The sequence below is a fragment of the Oceanispirochaeta crateris genome, from assembly GCF_008329965.1.
In the GTDB taxonomy this organism is placed as follows: domain Bacteria; phylum Spirochaetota; class Spirochaetia; order DSM-2461; family DSM-2461; genus Oceanispirochaeta; species Oceanispirochaeta crateris.
Genome location: NZ_CP036150.1, coordinates 2,267,583 through 2,286,622 on the forward strand (window position 1 = coordinate 2,267,583; position 19,040 = coordinate 2,286,622).

A 19,040-nucleotide genomic window follows, 5' to 3' on the forward strand; every position below is an offset into this window, starting at 1 on the left:
CTATGGAAAATTAATTGAAAAGGTAGTTTCAGAACTACTGTACAAGTGAAATTAGTATTTAAATAAATTGTAAAAAAAAATCATCCCATCAGTTGAGTCTTTTTTCTAAAGAAAACAAATAACTTCGAGGAGTAATGAGATGTTAAAAAATGAAAAAATAAAATCAGCAGGAAATCGAGATTCTGTGATTCTTGGTCATGATACCTTGCAGGTTGTTATTGATGCAGAAAAGAGTATGATTCCAGAACTCAATACCCGATTTCGGGATGGGTGGATTAATGCTCATTGGCAACCATGGTTCAGAGCGAATAGCGGATTGCCCTGGAATAATGAAGAGAACTCCCCTTTCTGGAAGGTTCCTCTATTATATGATATAGCAGGTAATTTCCCATGTGCCCCTAATTTCGGCCCTGGTCATCAGCTTGATGAATATGATTTACCTCCCCATGGATTTTCAGCCTTTGAAACCTGGGAACAGGAAAAACCTTTCAGCCTACCCGATTCCAGGGGATATTCTTCTATCAGTACCCTTAAAGAAAAAACCCATCCCTTTCGATACAAAAAGACAGATATGATTTTGAATGGACAGAATGTTCACTATACAGATCTTGAAATTACAAACACAGGTAGTAAAGAGGAGCCTTATAATTGTGCTTGGCACAACACTGTAGGCCCTCCTTTTTTTGAAAGTGGATGTCTTATTGATAATAATGCGGAAAAGTTTAAGGTCATACCTGAGGGAGGAGAATTTGATACTACTGCCCGGCTAGCGTTTGGAGCCGAAACAGACTCACTTGAAGCTGTACCTCTTAAAAAGGGGGGAACTGCCAACTTGAGAATTGTACCGGGCGTAATTGGTCATTCTGATTTTATTACAGGAGCAGTTCCTGAGAACTGCAAGCTTGGATGGAGTTCTGTTGTTAATCCCCGATTGAAACTTATTTATCTGTCATTTTTTACTGGGCCAGCCGCTATAAAAGAGAATGAAATACCTCTTTATTTTTATGATCTTTGGATGAATTATGGGGGAAGGTCCTACACTCCCTGGGCAGTTCGGGATGGTCTTACGGATCAGACCTTCTGCCTGGGAGCTGAAAATGCAACAGGATATTATGCAAATGGCCTGAAACAGTCTATTGCGAATGATAGACTGCTGGGGAATCCAACTCACCTCATGCTTCCTCCAGGTGAAACACGAACACTTCATTATGGAGTCCTTTTCCAGGAATATACGAATGGTGTATTGGATGAGGGCGTTTCATCAATTACAACGAGTGAAAATGAATTAATATTAACTGGCTATAATGGTAAGTATATTACTGTTCAGGCTGAGTGGGATTTTCAGAGATTACTAAATTGAGTTTGCCCTCTTCTAGATCAACAACAAGAAATAAATCATTCCGAAAATTGCTCTGATCTGGCAAGAGAACCAATGACACAAGCAGCGTAGGTTATTTTTTATATCCCTAGGCACTTGAGTGGTAATAATGACGCCAGAATTGACACCATTACTATATGAACCCAGAGCCATTCATTATATGGAAGACTTACTACATAAACTCTGAAATATGGCACTATACAGCCCTATATGTATAACATGTATAGTGCTCCCATGAAGCTGTACAGCTCCTAAATTAGATTGATGCAGTATAATCTGTGTCTGAAGGAGTAGAAAGATGCGCAGGAAGTGGAGCGATTCAGAGAAAGCCAGAATAGCGCTCATGGTGATTTGTGAAGAGAAAACAGTTAGTGAAATAGCCCAGGAAACAGGAGCTCATCCCGCCATGATTTCAAAGTGGAAAAGAGAGCTGCTGGACAATGCGGATTCTGTCTTCCGTAATGGGAAATCACAAACGTAAAAAGAGCTGGAAGATGAGAAGGAAGAACTGTACAAGCAGATCGGAAAGCTTCATGCCGCGAATGATTTCCTAAAAAAAAACTTGAAGATACAGGGACTCCTGTAAAATCCATGATTGATACTGATTCCAAGAAACTCAGTATCACTGAGCAATGCGACCTCTTTGGAAAAAGTCGTAGCTGGTTTCACTACAAGGAGCAAAAAGATCCATTTCGGGAGTATCAGGATAATCTTGAGAAAAGGATAATTAAGAAACTGTGGAAACAGCATATCTTCTATGGATATAGGCAGATCTATAATCATCTGGATAAGAACATGGGGCATGAGACCTCTCCGAAACGGGTTTACAGGCTGATGAAAGAGATGGAAATCAAAGCAGTTATTCCCAAGAGATGCCTTTCAAAACCTGGAAAGAAGCATAAGAAGTACCCATATCTGCTTCGTAACTTGGATATAACTCATCCGAATCACGTGTGGGCTTCTGATATTACTTACGTCCATATTCCCGGTGGAATCGTCTATGTGGTGGCCATAATCGATCTATACAGCCGGAAAATCTTGTCCTGGAATGTCAGCAACACGATGGATACTACGTTTGTTATGGAAGCGTTGATGCAGGCCATGATGAGATATGGCTTGCCTGAGATCTTCAATACGGATCAGGGATGTGAATTCACTAGTAATGAATTCACATCCCTCCTAGAGGGAGAAATGGTTCGTATCAGCATGGATGGAAAAGGTCGTGATTTGGATAATATTTACATTGAAAGATTCTGGAAAACGTTGATGTATGAAGACATTTATCTGTATCGGTATGACACTCTGAAAAATCTTCGAAAGGGTTTATTGAAGTATTTTAATTTCTATAATTCGGTCAGACCACATCAGAGTCTGAATGGGAATTCACCGGATCAGATTTATTCCAGAGAATCTAACTTAAAAGTGGCATAAAGCTGTATTGACTGAAAGGAGCACTATAGCAAGAATTTCCTGTTCGCCGGAAGTACCGAAGACGCTGATGCTATGTGCTTTTATTACTCTCTCATAGAAACGGCAAAACTTAACGGTTTAAATCCGTATGCTTATCTAAAATGGTTATTTGAAAAGGCCCCATTATTAAAAAATGAAGATAGTCTTGAATCGTTAACTCCTTGGAAATGTAATCCAGAGGATGTAAACAAGAGCATGCTACCAGGGGCCTAGAGAAAAAACGGTTACTTTTGAGCGGCTTATACCATACATATTATCGTAGCAGTGCCTGAAAGTTGATTAAACTATAGGACAGGATACTCAATTTCTTCATTACTCCTATTTATTGAGTAATGAAGCGTCATAATCGAAGAGATATTCACAAGCGATTTCCACCGACTGTTGAAGATTATTTATTTTCTAGATCTCTACTACTACTTTGATAACAGCACGATCATTCTTTTGGGCTTCACGAAGTGCCTCTTCTAATTGAATAAATGGAATACGTGCAGAAACCAAAACAGAAGGATCAATATCGCCATTTCTAAGCAAATCCAGTGCAATAGGAAAACCCCAGTTAGGAATAGCATGTGATGTTTTCAGGTTTTTTTTCTGAAAATGAAGATCATTAGCACTAAGACTTATAGAATCGGAGGAAAAACTAATTCCATTGTAGATGATATCTGCACCAAAACCAGCAAGTTCTATAGCATCAGCTATGGTATTGGGTGGAGAAGTCACGATGACTCTGTCAAAACCATTTGGAAAGTTTTCTTTTAGCTTCATTTTCCAATCAGTAATTGATGTATCCACAGTATGAGTCGCACCAAGGGACTCGGCAGCCTTCTTCCGGCCAGAACCTCTTTCAGTATTAAAATTGCGCCCGGCGAGAACAATATTGCGAGCCCCTCTCTTTTGAGCAAGCTTAATGCAGCTTAAACCAATGATTCCCGGCCCCATAATCAGAACATCACAGTTTAATGGAATATCAGCCTGTTTGCACAAATCAAGAGCAACAGTTATCGGTTCAGCAACCGTTGCTTCCCAGGGTTCAAGCCCCTCATACCGAAGAACCATTTTCTCAGGAACTGTAAGATATTCACCCATTCCCGACTGATCATTCATATAAGTAAATATATCTGTACAGGCCTGTGGTTTCTGATTCAAACATGAAGTACACCTACCACAAGCAACATGATTCTGAATAACGACCTTATCACCGACTCTGAGACCAGTAGTTTCGGAACCTAGCTCTTCAACAACACCAGCAACCTCGTGCCCCAGGGGAATAGTCTTGCCTCCAGGATTCTCATTGTAGAAATGAATATCCGTTCCACAAACACCACAGGCTTGAATCTTAACTCTAACATCATGACTCTTCATAACGTGATGAGCTTTTTCAATTATTTTAATCTCTTTTTTTTTGCTTACCCAGGCAGATTTATACATGTCTTAACTCCATCTTTATCTAAAATTATATTTTATTGTGAGAGATGCCAAATACATCATTGAAAGATCTCCAGTATTGTTGAGCCTTGTAATGACGGAAGACTTATATTTCATTGTCTACCTTCTAAGCAGTTTTTTAAGATCCGGACCTTCAACAACATACGAAACCTCACCAAAACTGTGTGCCGGATATATATTATCTTTGGCTGGACGATAAAAACTTCATCATAATGAGTTGATTTGTAAAGGGTAATTATATGATGGTGCACTTCATCATTGTTTATATACCATTCTTCCCCGAACAATGTATTCTACAAATTCTCATCAGGAATAGCATTTACAACAGTAAATCCACCACGTTTGTGAAGTTCCCAGTTGTGATTATTGTATGGATTATTTGGAATTGTATGGCTATGAAAAAGCTCACTAAACATAAGTTTCATTTCGTCACAGTAGTTCTCAACTCCGTTAGAAATTGAGTATTAAACAAATTGTCCCATTTTTATCCTCCTCCTGATTTTTTGATCTTAAACAAAAAAAGTTCTATTTCTAATGCCTTTCTTCTTACACAACATTTACTTATAAGGAATGTATTAAAAATCCATATACAATCATAATTGTGGTTGTAAAAATTGCAACTGTAAATTCTAATTTTTTATTTAAAATGACTTATTCCAATTTACTTTGAGTATTTTATTTATGCTTAATAATTATTTTTTAATATAGTATATTCATTTATTGTGAACCACATGGACCTCTCTCCAATATTTTATACCAGAACCTAGATTAGTTTTCAGCACTGATCTGATCGCCTCCCCGGAAACTGGGCACTCAAAATGTTAGAAATCGGAAAATATCCGATACTGATATTAGGGGGAGAATATGAAGAAATTTTCATTCACAGAGGGGCAAATTTCATTTGCTCTTAAGCAAGCAGAAACAGGCACTCCAGTTGCTGAAGTTGTCAGAAAAAATGGGTGTAACAGAGCAAACATTTTACAGAAGGAAAAGAAAATATGATGGTCTTTTGCCAAGTGATTTAAAGAGACTCAGGCAGCTTGAAGATGAAATAAACGACTAAAGACAAAAGTTGCAGATCTTAGCCTGGATAAGCACATGTAGCAGGAGGTGCTTTAAAAAAAGCTCTAAGCATCTCTCATAGAAGAGAATTAACAAGACATTTGATAGATGATTATAGGGTTGATACAAGAAGGGCCTGTCGGGCGATTCAGATCCTAAGGTCAACATTCTATTACAAGCCTCACAGAGGTGATCAAATGATGTTACGGATAAAGATTCGAAATTATGCTGAAAGCCGAGTTCACTATGTTTATCAGAGAATCCAGATCCTTCTGAAAAGAGAAGGTTTTTAAATCAATTATAAGAGAGTCTATCGTCTTTATTATCTTGAAAATCTTCATTTAAGGTGTAAAAAAAGTAAAAAACGGGTGGGTATGCCTCGTGCAGAGATAGAAAATATTAGTAGAATTAACGAATCTTGGGCAATGGATTTTGTTTCAGACCAATTGTTTAATGGAAAGAGATTCAGAGCGCTTACTTTGGTTGATATTTATAGCCGGGAATGTTTAGCCATTTACCCTGCTCAATCAATAAAGGCCCAGGAAGTAGTATCAAATCTTGAAATGGTTACACGAAGCAGAGAGTTCCCTGATTCGATACGAGTTGATAATGGTCTAGAGTTTATTTCCAAAGCTCTTGATTTCTGGGCTTATCAAAATGGGGTAACGCTCCAATTTTCTAGACCTGGAAAACCGACGGATAATGCTTTTATTGAATCGTTTAATGGGAGTTTTAGAAAAAAGTTTTTGCACGCTCACTGGTTTCTCTCTCTGGATGATGCAGAAAGAAAGATTGGAGAAATGACTATAATGAGTACAGACCACATAGTTCTTTGGGATACAAAACTCCTATTGAATTCGCTGAACAAGAAAAGATTTCCTGCAGTCTCTTAGACTGCAAATATTATCTTTTTGAGAGTCCAATGAATGGGTGGGGATCAACACGTAAATTGGGTAAACCTGTGCTGGTCTAATATTTGAGAGATGTCACTATAATAAGTGTGAGTCGTACTGTTGGTTCGGTCCGGTTTATATATTTAAGAGGAGAAAAAATGGATTGCAGAAAGATAAAAGAAGCTGGGAATAGAGAGGCGGTCTATATGAACAACGGTAAAATCCGTGTTGTTATAGATGCGAATAAGGGGATGATTCCCGAGTTAAGTACTCAGTATAAAAAAGGGTGGATAAACTCACATTGGCAACCATGGTTTAGAGCAAACAGCCCAGAGCCATGGAATGGAACTAAACACTCTTCTTTCTGGAAGATCCCACTTTTGTATGATATATCCGGAAATTTTCCCTGTGCACCTAACTTTGGTCCAGACAATGTTGTCAATGAATACAATATCCCTCCCCATGGTTTCACTGCATTTGAACAATGGGATCAGGGTGATCCGTATAAAAGTGAAAAATCAATAACTTTTACTAGTACTCTAAAAGAAGGATTACATCCTTTCAGATACAAGAAAACAGACCTACTGCTGAAGAACCATTCTATACTCTATACAAGACTGGACATTCAAAATACAGGTAAAAATAATGAACCCTATAACTGTGGTTGGCATAATACAGTTGGACCTCCCTTTTTGGAAAGTGCTTGTCTTATTGATAACAATGCTCAAAAATACTCTGTACCAGCTGCGGGTACAGAATTCGATAATACAGGGCATCTGAAATTTGGAGCAGAAACAGATAGTCTGAAAGAAGTACCCCTTCGGGAAGGTGGGACTATAGATATAAGAAAAGTACCGGGAATTAATGGATATACAGACTTCATATGTGGTGCCGTTCCTCCTGAATGTGAGCTCGGTTGGGCTTCAATAATCAATCCACGTTTAAAACTTATTTACCTCTCATTTTTCAAGGGACCAGCGGTTGTTAAAAAGGATGAAATTCCTCTTTATTTCTATGACCTTTGGATGAATTATGGAGGCCGCCCTTATACCCCTTGGGCGGCAGTTGACGGTTTAACAGATCAGACATTCTGCCTCGGGTCTGAAAATGTCACAGGCTATTATGCAAATGGATTAAACGAGGCCATAAAACACCCTAAACTATTAGGCTACCCCACATATCTTGACCTCAAACCATCTGAAAAGAAGTCTCTGTATTATGGAACCCTCTTTCAGGAATATGAAGGAGATATATTTGATGATGGTATTTTCTCGGTCAAAGGAGAAATAGATTGTCTTGCGTTGGAAAGCTACTCAGGGATTAAAATGAATATACCCTGTGATTTCCATTTCGCCAGTCTTAGAAATGATGACTAGAGAACAATTTGAATATCCCTTATCAGAACGGCCCAGACTTAGCCACTTTGGGTTTTCTGAAAATGTTACAACATATAATTTTGCCCCTCACTATCACTATGGTTATGAATTAATTTTTGTAACAAAGGGGGAAGCAAAAATAGAATTATTTAAAGGGAGGAATCCAATACATTTAAAAGAGGATGATCTTTGTATTATTTCCCCAAAAACTACTCACGATTTTATCTTTAACAAACAATTTATTTCATTCTATTGGATGGGGTTTCAAACTGGGAGTGAAGTAGCTCTATCCAAGGAGCATATGCAGCCCCCAACCATGTTACTTCAAAAGAAAAAACCCCATGATGTGGAGTATTTCACCATTTTTGACAGAGAAATTGACGAGATTACTGAAAATTTTTCTATTGAAGACTATGCCATATTTGAAAAACGCCCCTATTTTAATCAATCATTTTCAGATATCTATGATGAATTACATATTAGAGATCAGTATTCTGGTAAAATCATATACCAAAAGATACTTGAGATTTTTACAAGAATAGCTCGTCTATTCTCAGAGGAGAAATCATTCGACAAACTTCCACTCCATTATTTTAAAACTTACCTTGATTCACATTGTATGGAAAAGATAGATTTCCACGATTTATCTGAGAAAACTGGTTATACACAGGAACATATATCTAGACTTTTCAAATCAACTTATGGACGCTCTCCTAAAAAATACCATGATGAAAAGCGTCTCAATAAAGCTTGCGTTTTACTTTCCAGGGGAGCCTCTGTTGATGAGACAGCAGGCCACTGTGGATTTAGTTCTGCTTCTTATTTTAGCATTTGGTTTAAAAAATTAACTGGAATTTCACCTCAAAAGTACTGATAGAAAAAGAGCGAGAATAATTAAATATAGAAGCCTTCCCGATCCAAAGAAAGGCTCTGATAATTTTAATTACTATATTTTTTTGCAGCGTTAATCATTGCTCGCATATTTGCCTCCGGAGTGTGCCGTCCCATAGCACAGCCACTGGAAAGGAAAAGATTTTTCCCCTCTGTAGCTTCAATGATCTGTTTTGCCTTCAAGTCTACCCCTTCTGGAGTCCCGTACACCAAAGGATCACTTGGATCAATATTCCCCATTAGAACTGCTCTTCCAGCAACAATGTCACTGGCTTTTTTCATATCGACCTGCCAATCGACCTCTAAGATTTTTGCTCCAGTACTTGCCATATCCCCTAGAATTTCATTTGTATTTCCACAAATATGAAGACTCCAGGGTATCCCATAATCCTGTACCTGCTTACATAGAGTCAGCTCATGTTCCCAGGCAAACTGTCTATACATATCGGGGCTGATTAGGTTAGGACCAGCATATGAATCACCAATAGAGGTAGCATGAGCTCCTGCATCTTTTTGCGCTTTAGCAAAACGGAGGTTAGCTTCGCGGCACCAATCAAGAGCATCCCAGATAATCTTGGGATCTTCGGTAATTAATTCCATCATAAAGTTTTGAGTTCCTCTAAGAAGACATAAAAGATCAAAGGGTCCTTGATCTGACCGTCCCATGATGAAAACTCTATTTCCAATTTCAGAAACTAATCGATCAGTAGCTTCAAGCCAGGCTGGAAGTCTTCCATCTTTTAGAGGATCAGGAAGTTCCATATCTTTAAATTGCCTCAAATCATTTACCAGAGGATTGTGTTCATCTACTAAAGCAGGTTCATTTGGGTTATCAAATATGACCTTAGCACCGCAAGCTTCTGCCAATGAAGCATCATCAACATCAATAACACATCCATCATAACCATATTTATCCTGACTGATGATATGGCTATCAGCCATCATCTTTCCATTCTTATTCATATCCCCAATGCGAAACCCTGCTGTTTCGGCAGCAAACATAAAAGTCTGAGGTACGACAGGAACACGATCGGGTAAATCATTATTTAACACAGCTCGACAACGTTCAAGCCCTGTCATTTCTTTCATATATGTCTCTCCTTTCATTATTTAATTTATTTATCCATATCCTTTATTTGAATCCAGGTACGGATGAGTCCTTTTGGTGATTCAGGTAAATCATGTTCTATCAGTCGGTGTAATTTACCTAGGTTGTAAAATGGAACAGCCGCATACATATGATGCTCGATATGATAATTCATATTCCAGTAAAGAAACCTCAGAAAAGGATTTAATAGAATTGTACGAGAATTCAACCTATAATCATCGACATTGTCTTTCTTACCAATATGCTGTGTTGGATTTAAAAGATACAGAAATCCAGAGCCATAAAAAGGAGCTAGAGTTATCAAGAGGGGAATCTGCCACAGTCCAAAAGCTAAACTCAAACAAATTATAAAGATATGACCAATAAGAGTAAATCTAGCCCAATTAATAAGCTGCTTACGGACTACCATATTTTCTTTGGGAAATAATAATTCTTTCCATTCAGCACTAGCGAAACCTAAGCCGGTATACATCTTGCCTTTTACAATTCCCAAAGATAATAATATTGTGCCATAAACGGTCTCAACAAATCCTATAGGATTTATAAACCCTCTAAGAAAAAATTCTTTAGCTGTAACCATAACTGGAAGAATAACTTCCATATCATATGACCGTTGTAAAGTATAATGATGGTGAACTCTATGGCTTTCACTGAAAAAGACATGATTATTCCAGCTGAGAAAGCCGAAGAGGCGATAAAAGAAACGACTCAACCCTTTTGACTGAAAGACTGTATTATGACTCATTTCATGGAATCCATTTAATATAAATGAATAAAAAATACCGTAGATTAAAAAAAATATTATGTTATAAAAGAGCTTTAAATTCAAAGTACTCCAATAGGCAAGCACTGCAAAAAGCATTAGAAATAAAAGGTGCCCAAGAGTTTGGACAAGACCTTTCCAATTACTTCTCTTTGAGACTAATTTTAAATCCTCTTTAGAGAGGGGGGTTTTATACCATTTAACTTTTATATTTTCTGTCATTACATATCTCACTTTAATTATACATGAGCTAAACAGGTTCAGATATTTATTTTATTGATATATTTATGCATTTTTTTGATATTTCAGAGAAGAGGTACTTAGAGATGATTATTATAACTAAGATACCACGGCATAATTTATCCATAGCATCTTAGTTATTATAAATTTAAAAATTAAGCGATTATTAGGTTTTTTAACTAATCTTTTCTTTCTGATTGAATTGTATTCATCAAAACAGCAGCGATAATAATGACACCGCGAACTACATACTGCCAAAATTGATCAACACCAAGAAGTGTCATTGCATTTATTATAACATATAAGAAGATCAATCCGACAAATGTACCCCAGACCTTTCCACGACCACCATTCAAACTGGCCCCACCAATAATTACAGCTGAGATAACGTTCAGTTCCCATCCACGTCCAAAAGAGAATGTACCCGACATAACCTGGGATGAAGTTAGGATACCAGCAAGTACAGCTGTTAACTGTACTGTGACCATGCTTATTATTTTAACTTTTGTTACATTGATTCCTGATAATCTAGCTGATTCAGGATTACCCCCAACAGCATAAACTGACCGTCCAAATTTAGTTAATTCCATTATCATAAACATTATTACAAATAATATTAACAATATAATTGCAGGAACAGGTATGAGCCCAAAAACTCTTCCGGCACCAAAGACATTGAACCATTCTGGAAAAGTAGTGATAGGGAATCCTTTACTTAAAACTGCAGCAAAACCAAGGGATATGTTCATCATTCCAAGAGATATGATAAATGTTGGCATATTAAATCTTGTACGTAACCATCCGATAAAGAAACCGATTCCCCCACCAGCAATTAAGGCTACAATCATACCAACCCATACTGCACTTTCCAGAGACATGATTCCCAATCTTGATAGTTTTCCAGCAACCAACCCGGTAATAACACCAGACAAGGCAACTGTAGAACCAATTGACAAGTCTATTTCACCCGCGATAATAACCATTGTCATACCAAAAGCGATGACTCCCTGCAAGGACATATTCCGCAATATATTTAAAAAGTTAGCAGATGAAAAAAATCCAGCCGTCGTAAATGACATTATAAGAATAATGATCAGAAGTATTATTTCCAGTACGAATGTATTCAGTAATTTTTTTACTTTTTTTTGTGTTGTAATCAGCATCACTCTCCCCCCATGCACAGTGCATATAAATCTTCAATACTAATATCTTCAGGAGAGACTTCCTGAACAATAGAACCTTCACGCATAATCAATATTCGATGACAAACTTCCAATAACTCTTCCAGTTCAGAAGAAACCATTATACTGGAAATTCCCTTGCGGGATTGTTCCCACATTATTTGAAAGATTTGCTGTTTAGCATTAACATCAATTCCTCTGGAGGGTTCATCAAAAAGCATAATTTTAGGATACGTATTCAACCAGTTTCCAACAACAACTTTCTGCTGATTTCCACCACTAAGTGAATACATATCATTCTCTACATCACTTATTTTAATTTCCAGACCATCAATTTGGCGCTGAACAAATTCTTCTTCAATTTTTTTATCTATAAAGATGCCTTTGGAAAAGACTTTATCAAGACTGGCATAACATAGATTGTGTTTGATAGAAGCAATTAGGTTTAGCCCTTCGATCTTTCTATCTTCAGGTGTTAGTGCAATACCATTTTTTTTCATTTTTTCAGGAGTCGGTGACATTATTCGGTTACCAAAACAGTAAATTTCTCCACTATCAAAATTGTCGGCTCCAAATATAGATTTTAATAGTTCTGTCCTACCGGCACCCAGCATCCCAGCAATACCCAGAATTTCACCTTTTTTAAGTCTAAATGAAACATCTTTGTATTTAGGTGACTGTGTCAAACCCTTCACTTCAAATACAACTTCATCGGAAACCACTAGGTCTTCGGGTCTGGTATTGATCTTAACATCCCCAAACATCATATGTACTATTTCTTTTTGAGAAATACCTTCCATATCAACAGAACCAATGAATTTTCCATCCCGTAAAACAGTGCATGTATCAGCAATCTGCCATAGTTCATGTAATTTATGAGATACATAAATAATGATGACACCCTTCTCTTTAAGCCTTTTTATCATTTTGAACAAAGACTCAATTTCGTGTTTTGCCAGAGCCGATGTTGGTTCATCGAGTTGCAATACCTTAGGATTAAAACTCATCGCTTTGGCTATTTCTATCATTTGGCATTGCCACATACTCAAATTAGAAATATGTTTATCAATATCGATATCAATTTCAAGCTCTTTTAATAAGTCCCTTGCCATTGATTTTGTTTTCTTCCAATCAATAAGTTTCCCTTTCATAGGTAACCTACCTATGAAAATATTTTCAGCAACTGACAATCCGGGAATCAGACTCATTTCTTGATAAACAGTAACGATTCCTTTAGCAAAAGACTCTCTTGGATCTTTAAACTTTAACTGCTTGCCATCAAGGTAAAATTCTCCACCCGTTTGATGTTCTGCTCCTGAAAATACTTTTATCAGCGTAGACTTCCCTGAACCATTTTTTCCAATAAGGGCATTTACCTTTCCACTTTCAAAGGAAACACTTACATTATCTAGAGCTAAAGTACCAGGATATGCCTTGGAAATCTTTTTAGTCTCCAACTTACTCATTACTACTCCCTAATTATTCTAAAATCCCGAAGGCAAATGAAAACGGCTGCTAAATAATTATAGCAGCCGTGTAAATTATTATAGAATTATTTATTTAAGCTTTGAAGCCATATCCGCTTCAAAAGCTGCAATCCCAGCTGGATCGGCTGCATTTAATACTGCCCCAGGTACGATTTCAGTTTTTCCTTTTGTCGCACTATAATCTTCACCATTGATTGCATTGATTAGAGCTTCCATGGCCATATAACCCATGTTATAAGGGTCCTGTCCACAAACAGCCTGAAGAATATTATCACTGGATTTTAACATTGTAATCTGCTGGTCACCTGTATCAATACCAAAGACAAAAGCTTTCCCTGTAAGTCCTGCATTTTTAACTGCTAATACCGCACCTAAAGTTCCACCATCATTTGCACCGAAGAATATATCGATATCTGGATTAGCTGTTAACATATCACCTGCTGTTGAAAAAGCAGCATCCTGTAACCATGCATCCTGATCAGAAACAATTGTTATATCGCTTCCAAGTTTTTGAACCTCATCAAGAAATCCATTTACACGAGCTGTACTAGCTTCAGGAATTAATGATTTGAATTGAAGAATTGCAATATTTGCCTTTCCATCAAGATTTTCTTTAATAAATTTAACAGCTTCAACACCAACACTTTTTCCGAGATAATAATTGTCAGAAGTAAAACCACCAACAATATAAGGAGCATTACTCAGATCCATATTTGTCACAGAGATTAAAACTCCTGCATCATTTGCCTGCTTAAGGACAGTAACTGATGATTCTGAGTTTAAGGGAGCTACAGCAATACCAGCAACATTCTGTGCAACATAAGTATTAATTAGCTCTGATTCTTTGGTTTGGTCATTCGCTGTATTACCAGTAAGTATTTTAACACCAGCATCTTTTGCAGCATCCTGATATCCAATAGAAAGAAGTCTCATAAACTGATCTTCCTGAAATACAATACCACCTACAACGATTTTCTTTTCTCCATCTTCAGCCTGACCATTTGAAAACACAGGCATTACACAGGCAGCTATTAGAAATAATCCTAATACTCCACGTAACATTTTGTTCATACATTTCTCCTTTTTTTTAGTATTTCTTTTTAATATGCAATAAGAGTGCCAAATTAGTAAAAAATCTCTATATATCTTCTGTGAAAGGATTTAATAAAAGAAATGAAATATTAGAAAGATCACACGAGAGAGGAGAATGAGTAAACCTCTACTCATTCTGGGAATTAGTGTACACATTACAGATAATTATAATTTATATTTTTCAATCTTATTGGAAAGAGTTTTTCTGTTTATATTTAGTTGATCCGCTGTTTTAGTCTTGCTAAATTGATTTGCAATGAGGGCTTCTTTGATTATTTTCTTTTCATAATATTCAATTATACTATCCATTTTCCCTTTTAAAGTTTCTTCAGACTGGACAGATGATATAAGGTCATCGTCCTCGCATTTATTTAGTGATTCTGTTTGAAAATTAAATTTAATTGTTTGAGAATCTTCTGTTAATAAAACAGCATTATCTACTACATTTCTTAATTCACGTATATTTCCAGGCCAGAGATGTGCCTTCAATTGAGCGAAAGAATTTTCATTAATAATTATATTTTTATTATATTTTAAATTAAACTTTTTAATAAAGTTTTCTACTAAAACTTCAATATCCTCGACCCTCTTTCTTAAAGGCAAAAGATTAAATGACATAACGTTTATTCTATAATACAGATCTTTTCTGAATTTCCCTTCATTAATCAGTGAAACTAAATCCTTATTAGTTGCTGTTATCAAACGAACGTTTACATTTATTTTTTTTGTTCCACCAACCCTTTCAAAACTGTTTGCCTCAAGTACACGCAATAATTTTGCTTGAACATCTAGAGACATATCCCCAATTTCATCTAAAAACAAAGTACCATTATTGGCAAGTTCAAATTTCCCTATCTTATCTGAAACAGCCCCTGTAAAGGCTCCTTTTTCATGTCCAAACAATTCACTCAATAATAGTGATTCTGATAGAGCAGCACTATTGATTCCAACAAAGTTTCCATTTTTTCTATTACTTGTAAAATGAGCATATCGTGCCATGACTTCTTTTCCTGTTCCACTTTCCCCAGTTAAAAGTATGGTAGTGGAACTGTTTTTTACTTTATCAATTGTTTGAAGGATATGAGTAGTCTCGGGGTTTCTAGTAATAAAATTATATGTATAAACATTTTCCAATAATTCAGTTTTCAGAAATTGATTGTCATTTCTAAGTTCTTTTAATTCACAGTTTTTTTTAATAACATCAAGAAGTTTGTTGCGGTCTATTGGTTTCAATAAATAATCTGAAGCGCCCCATTTCATTGACTCGATAGCTGTCTCAATGCAACCATATCCAGTAATCATCAGGATTGACATTTGTGGTACTATTTTTTTAAATTCTTTTAATAAATCGATTCCAGATTTTTTATCTTTAAGATTAATATCCATAATAGCAATATCAATAGTCTCATTTGTAACAATGTCACTAGCATCAAGGGCATTTCCCGTAGTAAATACTTTATAATTTTCATTAGTGAGCATGACTTGTAAACCCTTCCGAATCCCTTCCTCATCATCAATAATCAGTATATTTTTTTTATTTATTTTAACTTTCATTTACATTATTCCTTAAAATCAGCAGGAAGAATAACAAGAAATGTACTTCCCTGTCCCGGTTTACTTGAGACTTCAATTGTCCCATTATATTTATTAACAATCCCATATACTACAGACAACCCAAGGCCAGTGCCACTTCCTTCGTGATCTGTAGTAAAAAATGGATTGAAAATTTTATTGAGGAGCTGTTCTTCCATTCCACAGCCCGTATCAATAATTTCTATATATATATTTTCATTTTCTGATTTATATCCTGTATGGATTGTGATATGCCCTTTTTTACCTATAGAGCGTATTGAGTTTGAAAAAAGATTAATGAGTATCTGTTTGAGCTCATCTTTACTAATCTTAGAACCTAAACCAATCTTATTGACTTTCGAATGAAACCTAATATCTTTCTCTTTTGCTATAGAATACTGAATTAAAGAAATAGTTTGGTCAATGACAGTATTAACATCGCAATATTCATTTTCTACAGAGCGTGAAGAAGCAAAACTTAAAAGTTCATTTACAATAATTGCAATCCTTCTGGTTTCCTGTTCTATCCATTTTAATGATTCAAATTTAGAAGAATCAGTTTCCTTTGCCAGTTCGTTCTGAACATTTATCATAATAGTACTTAATGGATTATTAATTTCATGGGCAACTCCAGCTGAGAGCATACTGAGAGATGAAAGCTTTTCTGCCTGCATAATTTTTTCTTCAAACTGATGTTTACTAGTAATATCTTCAATTATTAAAATGCACTGATGTTCTGCGTCTATGTCAAACTTATTTATAACAAGAGGATATATTTTAACATCTAAAATAAGACTGGAACCGACACGTTTGACGCAAGTGAAAGAATCCTTTCTCTTTGACAAAACTAAATTAACATTCAATATTATCTGTTCATCAATAAAATTCACTTCTTGAATGTCCCCATTTGATAAAGCCATAAAGTTCTGAAAGAAGTCATTTACCTTCACTACTTTTAAATTACTATCAATAATAGCAATTCCTGCACGAATTGAATGGATAATTGTTTCATTATAATCTTTTAAAAATTCAATTTCCTTAACATAGTCTTCCATAGCGATTTTCCCATTATAGAGATTATAGGCCATACTATTAAAACCTTCATATAACTGATTGATTTCACTTTTTGCATTGTATTCTATTGAAACAGGAAAATCATCTTCTCTTACTCTTTGCATATTTGCAATTACCCTTTTTATAGGTGTTGTGATGCTGGATGAGATTATAAAACTCAGAACAGCTGCGATTAAAATAGAAAGAAGAGAGACAAATAAAACAGTTCCATTTATATCCAGTGATCTTTTAATATATGGCAATTGAGAAAGAACAGTTATCAGAACAAAATCACTAATATCCCCATCTTTTATTAGCTGCCCACCTTTTCTAAATACAAGACTTTTTAATGTTTCATCCATATCTAGGCTTTCAAATTGTTTTGTAGCAGTCAGCAAATTAATATGTGGTAGCTTTTTTTCTATAATTTTTGAATCTATTGATCCATTATAATACTGTTCATTTGAATAATACAAAAGATCTGATTGGGTTTGATATACCAATTGTTGCGAAAACTCCGCATCAATTTTTTTAACTAAAAAGAAATCATATTCAAAACGATCTCTACCATAAATTCTAAGATTTCCAACAAAGTATAAACTTCCATTGACTTCTCTAATCTCAATATAAGGATATTCCTTTGTAATAAAAAAATTTGATAATTCTGGAAATGATAAATTTCTACCGAGGTTTAATAAAAATGATTTTTTATCGTTTCGAACATATAGGAAGTCCATCCCCGATGAGTCCAAAATTATAGAAAGCTCTTCCTGAGCCAACTTCAAATTCTGATCTAATAAATCTCTAATACTTTCATTATCCTTAATTCGGATAAGAAATCTCCACATTCCATGTTTCCATGAGTTAAAGCTATTGAAGAGCAAATCAGACTCAGATTGAAGATCCAGATTAAGGTCTTCTTGATTATAATTATTCACAAGTTTCGATATCACACTAACAGTGAATATGCCCTGAAATAGAATAACAAATAAAATAAGTAAAAGAGTCTTTGTAAATAATTTCATTCCCAATATATATACTTTTGTATGTTTGGATCATCTACATTTTCAGCTGTAAAAAATTCAAAACCTGAAAGAACCTTTTTAGGAATATCAACATTACTATAAAAATATTTGGAAGCCCACTCAATTGCTAGCTCAGCCATTTCGACTGGTTTCTGAGCTAGAACCAGATCTATTTGCCCATCTTTAATAGCTTTAATAAGGGATTCTGTTGCATCCCAGGATGCAATCCTAATTGTTCCTGTTAAACCTACATTTACAACTGCTTCATATGACCCCTGAGCACAGAATACATTGACTCCGAAAATACCCGAAATATCAGGATTTTCTTGCAATGCAGCTAAGGTCATTTCCCTGGCTAGTTCCTGATTATTTTGACAGTATTCAACAATCAATTCGATATTTGGATAATGAGACATCCCTGCTCTAAAACCTGACTCTCTAGCCATAACTGAAGAGGTATCACCAATTGTATTAATCACATAAATGATACCTTTTTCATCAAGCATTAGAGCCATTTCCTCTGCGATATTAAATCCTCCAAGAAAATTATCAGTTCCTATATGTGTAAGTGGAAATGAAAATTCACTTGGCACTGAGTAATCTCCATCACCAATAAAGGTATCTAATGTCATTATTTCTATTCCATTATTATGAATTTCTCTTAGAGATGAAATTATTGATTCTGTAAATGTTGGTGATATTATCAACAAATCATATTTATTCAGAGAAAGAGTTTTTTTTAAAATTGCGATTTGTTCTTCATCACTCCAAACTTGTGGGTATTCAGAGATTGTAATATTTACATTATATTTTTCTGCCGCGGTGCGAAGACCTCGTTCCATTGTTGTATAAAAAGAGTCATTTATACCCGGAACAAAAAGAATATTTGGTTTATTATCAGTCTTAACTTCTTCAATATCGCTCTGAGCTTTAGAATAAATAGAAGAAGAAAGAGTCAATGTCAGGATTAAAATTAGGAACTGTACCTTAGTCATGATGTTTA

15 protein-coding genes and 1 pseudogene are annotated in these 19,040 nt (G+C 35.6%); 7 read left to right on the top strand and 9 right to left on the bottom strand.

Annotated elements, in window-relative coordinates; all coding sequences use genetic code 11:
* The first annotated feature begins 139 nt into the window (after positions 1–139).
* The 4 genes from EXM22_RS10260 (at position 140) to EXM22_RS18580 (ending at position 3,061) form a co-directional block, all read left to right on the top strand.
* Positions 140–1,360 carry an aldose epimerase family protein gene (locus EXM22_RS10260; RefSeq protein ID WP_149486432.1) on the top strand — a complete coding sequence of 407 codons (1,221 nt, stop codon included), beginning with the start codon at positions 140–142 and terminating at the stop codon, positions 1,358–1,360.
* A 316-nt stretch (positions 1,361–1,676) separates the two neighbouring features.
* Positions 1,677–1,859 carry a transposase gene (locus tag EXM22_RS10265; protein WP_149486433.1) on the top strand — a complete coding sequence of 61 codons (183 nt, stop codon included), beginning with the start codon at positions 1,677–1,679 and terminating at the stop codon, positions 1,857–1,859.
* A 110-nt stretch (positions 1,860–1,969) separates the two neighbouring features.
* Positions 1,970–2,809: an IS3 family transposase gene (locus tag EXM22_RS10270; RefSeq protein ID WP_149486434.1), complete on the top strand. Its 840-nt coding sequence runs from the start codon at positions 1,970–1,972 to the stop codon at positions 2,807–2,809.
* A gap of 72 nt (positions 2,810–2,881) precedes the next feature.
* Complete coding sequence (locus EXM22_RS18580) at positions 2,882–3,061, top strand: transposase domain-containing protein (protein ID WP_149486435.1); 180 nt, start codon at positions 2,882–2,884, stop codon at positions 3,059–3,061.
* Positions 3,062–3,247: 186 nt separating this feature from the next.
* On the opposite strand, the gene EXM22_RS10280 is transcribed toward EXM22_RS18580, so the two are convergent.
* Positions 3,248–4,276, bottom strand: a complete 1,029-nt coding sequence (locus EXM22_RS10280) for a zinc-dependent alcohol dehydrogenase (RefSeq protein ID WP_149486436.1) — start codon at positions 4,274–4,276, stop codon at positions 3,248–3,250.
* An 882-nt stretch (positions 4,277–5,158) separates the two neighbouring features.
* Between EXM22_RS10280 and EXM22_RS10285 the strand changes: the two are divergent.
* The 3 genes and pseudogenes from EXM22_RS10285 (at position 5,159) to EXM22_RS10295 (ending at position 8,499) form a co-directional block, all read left to right on the top strand.
* Positions 5,159–6,329, top strand: a pseudogene (locus EXM22_RS10285) (IS3 family transposase).
* 78 nt (positions 6,330–6,407) lie between these two features.
* Positions 6,408–7,625, top strand: a complete 1,218-nt coding sequence (locus tag EXM22_RS10290) for an aldose epimerase family protein (protein WP_149486437.1) — start codon at positions 6,408–6,410, stop codon at positions 7,623–7,625.
* Positions 7,588–8,499 carry an AraC family transcriptional regulator gene (locus EXM22_RS10295; protein ID WP_210411450.1) on the top strand — a complete coding sequence of 304 codons (912 nt, stop codon included), beginning with the start codon at positions 7,588–7,590 and terminating at the stop codon, positions 8,497–8,499. The genes EXM22_RS10290 and EXM22_RS10295 overlap by 38 nt, the downstream gene beginning before the upstream one ends.
* Before the next feature lie 65 nt (positions 8,500–8,564).
* On the opposite strand, the gene EXM22_RS10300 is transcribed toward EXM22_RS10295, so the two are convergent.
* The 8 genes from EXM22_RS10300 to EXM22_RS10335 form a co-directional block, all read right to left on the bottom strand.
* Positions 8,565–9,605, bottom strand: a complete 1,041-nt coding sequence (locus EXM22_RS10300; RefSeq protein WP_149486439.1) for a uroporphyrinogen decarboxylase family protein — start codon at positions 9,603–9,605, stop codon at positions 8,565–8,567.
* Between the two features lie 26 nt (positions 9,606–9,631).
* Complete coding sequence (locus EXM22_RS10305; RefSeq protein ID WP_149486440.1) at positions 9,632–10,609, bottom strand: fatty acid desaturase; 978 nt, start codon at positions 10,607–10,609, stop codon at positions 9,632–9,634.
* A 197-nt stretch (positions 10,610–10,806) separates the two neighbouring features.
* Positions 10,807–11,790, bottom strand: coding sequence for an ABC transporter permease (locus tag EXM22_RS10310; RefSeq protein ID WP_149486441.1), 984 nt, complete (start codon positions 11,788–11,790; stop codon positions 10,807–10,809).
* The gene (locus EXM22_RS10315) at positions 11,790–13,274 is read right to left on the bottom strand and encodes a sugar ABC transporter ATP-binding protein (RefSeq protein WP_149486442.1); all 1,485 of its coding nucleotides are present in this window, start codon (positions 13,272–13,274) and stop codon (positions 11,790–11,792) included. Before EXM22_RS10315 ends, EXM22_RS10310 begins: the two co-directional genes overlap by 1 nt.
* 90 nt (positions 13,275–13,364) lie before the next feature.
* Positions 13,365–14,366: a substrate-binding domain-containing protein gene (locus tag EXM22_RS10320; RefSeq protein WP_149486443.1), complete on the bottom strand. Its 1,002-nt coding sequence runs from the start codon at positions 14,364–14,366 to the stop codon at positions 13,365–13,367.
* Between the two features lie 186 nt (positions 14,367–14,552).
* Positions 14,553–15,941 carry a sigma-54-dependent transcriptional regulator gene (locus tag EXM22_RS10325; protein ID WP_149486444.1) on the bottom strand — a complete coding sequence of 463 codons (1,389 nt, stop codon included), beginning with the start codon at positions 15,939–15,941 and terminating at the stop codon, positions 14,553–14,555.
* Positions 15,942–15,946: 5 nt separating this feature from the next.
* Entirely contained in the window at positions 15,947–17,950 is a 2,004-nt protein-coding gene (locus EXM22_RS10330; protein WP_168203453.1) for a sensor histidine kinase, read from the bottom strand.
* Between the two features lie 83 nt (positions 17,951–18,033).
* Positions 18,034–19,032, bottom strand: coding sequence for a substrate-binding domain-containing protein (locus EXM22_RS10335; protein ID WP_168203454.1), 999 nt, complete (start codon positions 19,030–19,032; stop codon positions 18,034–18,036).
* Positions 19,033–19,040 lie beyond the last annotated feature (8 nt).

Bases quoted from the DNA above. Each gene is read 5' to 3' on its own strand.
- EXM22_RS10260 (WP_149486432.1), top strand. From the start codon at position 140: ATGTTAAAAAATGAAAAAATAAAATCAGCAGGAAATCGAGATTCTGTG.
- EXM22_RS10265 (WP_149486433.1), top strand. From the start codon at position 1,677: ATGCGCAGGAAGTGGAGCGATTCAGAGAAAGCCAGAATAGCGCTCATG.
- EXM22_RS10270 (WP_149486434.1), top strand. From the start codon at position 1,970: ATGATTGATACTGATTCCAAGAAACTCAGTATCACTGAGCAATGCGAC.
- EXM22_RS18580 (WP_149486435.1), top strand. From the start codon at position 2,882: ATGTGCTTTTATTACTCTCTCATAGAAACGGCAAAACTTAACGGTTTA.
- EXM22_RS10280 (WP_149486436.1), bottom strand. From the start codon at position 4,276: ATGTATAAATCTGCCTGGGTAAGCAAAAAAAAAGAGATTAAAATAATT.
- EXM22_RS10290 (WP_149486437.1), top strand. From the start codon at position 6,408: ATGGATTGCAGAAAGATAAAAGAAGCTGGGAATAGAGAGGCGGTCTAT.
- EXM22_RS10300 (WP_149486439.1), bottom strand. From the start codon at position 9,605: ATGAAAGAAATGACAGGGCTTGAACGTTGTCGAGCTGTGTTAAATAAT.
- EXM22_RS10305 (WP_149486440.1), bottom strand. From the start codon at position 10,609: ATGACAGAAAATATAAAAGTTAAATGGTATAAAACCCCCCTCTCTAAA.
- EXM22_RS10310 (WP_149486441.1), bottom strand. From the start codon at position 11,790: ATGCTGATTACAACACAAAAAAAAGTAAAAAAATTACTGAATACATTC.
- EXM22_RS10315 (WP_149486442.1), bottom strand. From the start codon at position 13,274: ATGAGTAAGTTGGAGACTAAAAAGATTTCCAAGGCATATCCTGGTACT.
- EXM22_RS10320 (WP_149486443.1), bottom strand. From the start codon at position 14,366: ATGAACAAAATGTTACGTGGAGTATTAGGATTATTTCTAATAGCTGCC.
- EXM22_RS10325 (WP_149486444.1), bottom strand. From the start codon at position 15,941: ATGAAAGTTAAAATAAATAAAAAAAATATACTGATTATTGATGATGAG.
- EXM22_RS10335 (WP_168203454.1), bottom strand. From the start codon at position 19,032: ATGACTAAGGTACAGTTCCTAATTTTAATCCTGACATTGACTCTTTCT.